General features: G+C 72.6%; 3 protein-coding genes. All 3 read right to left on the reverse strand.

From position 1 onward, the window contains the following. A partial coding sequence (locus ACFPZL_RS12815; protein ID WP_382335745.1) for an ATP-binding cassette domain-containing protein occupies window positions 1-448 on the reverse strand: 448 nt, incomplete at its 3' end. Then, window positions 445-1,434 (reverse strand): ABC transporter permease, encoded by a 990-nt coding sequence (locus ACFPZL_RS12820; RefSeq protein WP_218115188.1) that lies wholly within the window; start codon window positions 1,432-1,434, stop codon window positions 445-447. The genes ACFPZL_RS12820 and ACFPZL_RS12815, both read right to left, overlap by 4 nt. Beyond that, window positions 1,431-1,833, reverse strand: a 403-nt coding sequence (locus ACFPZL_RS12825) for an ABC transporter permease subunit (protein WP_382335747.1), incomplete at its 5' end; no start/stop codon positions are given. The genes ACFPZL_RS12820 and ACFPZL_RS12825, both read right to left, overlap by 4 nt.

Here is a 1,833-nt window from a genome sequence, read left to right on the forward strand (position 1 = left end):
GCACGATCCGCGCGGGATCGTCGAGCCCGACCCGGGCGGCCAGGCGCAGCGCGGCCTCGTGCCGCTCGGCGCGCGTCAGCGAGTAGTGGAGGTGGAGCGACTCGGTCATCTGCCGGCCCAGGCGGCGCAGCGGGTTGAGCGCGGCCTTCGGCTCCTGGAACACCATGCCGATGACGTCGCCGCGCAGCGCCGCGAACCCGCGGTCGTCGAGATCGATGAGCTCCTGCACGCGCCCGTCGTCGAAGCGGAGACGGACCGACCCGGTCACCTCGGCGTGCTCGGGCAGCAGCCCGGCGATCGCCAGGGCGGTCAGCGTCTTGCCCGATCCCGAGCCGCCGATCAGTCCGAGGCGCGCGCCGGCCTCGAGCTCGAAGCTCAGACCGTGGAGCAGCTCGCTGCCGCCGATCGATACCGAGAGGTCGTCGACGAAGAGGTGCGGGGCCGTCATCGCGCTGCTCCAGTGTCGTCGGGCGTCGCAGGTCCGGGCACCGCGGTGATCGGCTCGGGGCCGCCACCGGCTCCGCCCGCGCGGCGAGTGCGGAGCGATGGATCCATCGCCTCCCGCAGCGCGTCGCCGAGCAGGTAGAAGGCGAGCACGGTCAGCGTGATGGCGAGGCCCGGCCACAGCACGACCTCGGGATGCACGGAGATGTAGCCTTGCGTCTCGGCCAGCATGCGCCCCCACGAGGGCATGCCGGGCGGGGCGCCGAATCCCAGGTAGCTGAGGCCGGCCTCGGCGAGGATCGCGAGTCCCATCGAGAGCGAGAGCTGCACGGTGAACACGGGAGCCACGTTCGGCAGCAGGTGGGTGCGCAGGATCGCGCCGCGCCCGAGGCCGGCGGCGCGCGAGGCGAGCACGTAGTCCTCGGCCGCGATCTGGCGCAGCTCGGCGCGCACGACGCGCCCGATCGAGACGCCGTAGCCGATGCCCACGGCTGCCACCACGATCGCGAGCCCGCCGCCGAACACCGCCGCGAGCATGATCGCGAGCAGCAGCGTCGGGAAGGCGATGAGCACGTCGATGAGGATCGCGAGCGACTCGCGCAGCCAGCGCGGGCCGAGGGCTGCCGGAACCGCGAAGAGCAGCCCGATCGCTCCCGAGACGACGGCCGCGCCGAGCACGACGAGCACGGTGACGCGGCTGCCGGCGATGAGGCGAGCGGCGATGTCGCGTCCGCTGCCGTCGGTGCCGAGCCAGTGCTCGGCGGAGGGAGCCAGCCAGGCGTTGTAGGCGCTCGCGTGGTTCGGGTCCGCGGGCAACCAGACGAAGGAGAGCAGGCAGAGCGCCACCACGAGTCCGATCACGGTCAGCGCGTAGACGCCTCGCGGGCCGGATGCGAGCACGCGCAGAGGCCCGCGCCGATCCGCCCAGCTGCTCGTCGTTCGAGTGCCGTTCGTCGCTCGCGCGCCGACTTCCGCCCGGTCGTCACTCATCGCTCATCCTCCGCGTCCACCCGCAGTCGCGGATCGATCAGCCGGTGGAGCACGTCGATCAGCGCGCCGAGCACCAGGATCACGGCGGTCAGCACGAAGAGCGTGCTCTGCACCTTGAGCAGATCGCGATTGCCGACATCGGTCACGAGCATCCGCCCGAGCCCGGGCAGGTTGAAGAGCTGCTCGACGACCACGGCGCCGACGAGCAGCTCCGCGAGCTGCAGCCCGAGCAGGGAGACGATCGAGAGGCCCACCCCGGGGAGCCCGTGCCGCACGAGGGCGCCGAGCCGGGTGCGACCCTGCGACATCGCGGTGCGCACGTGCTCGCCGTGCAGCGCGCCGAGGGTGGCGCTTCGCACGAAGCGGAAGAGGATCGCCCCCACGAGCAGCCCGATCGTG

The sequence above is a fragment of the Leucobacter soli genome, assembly GCF_042659205.1.
GTDB classification, from domain to species: Bacteria; Actinomycetota; Actinomycetes; order Actinomycetales; family Microbacteriaceae; genus Leucobacter; species Leucobacter soli.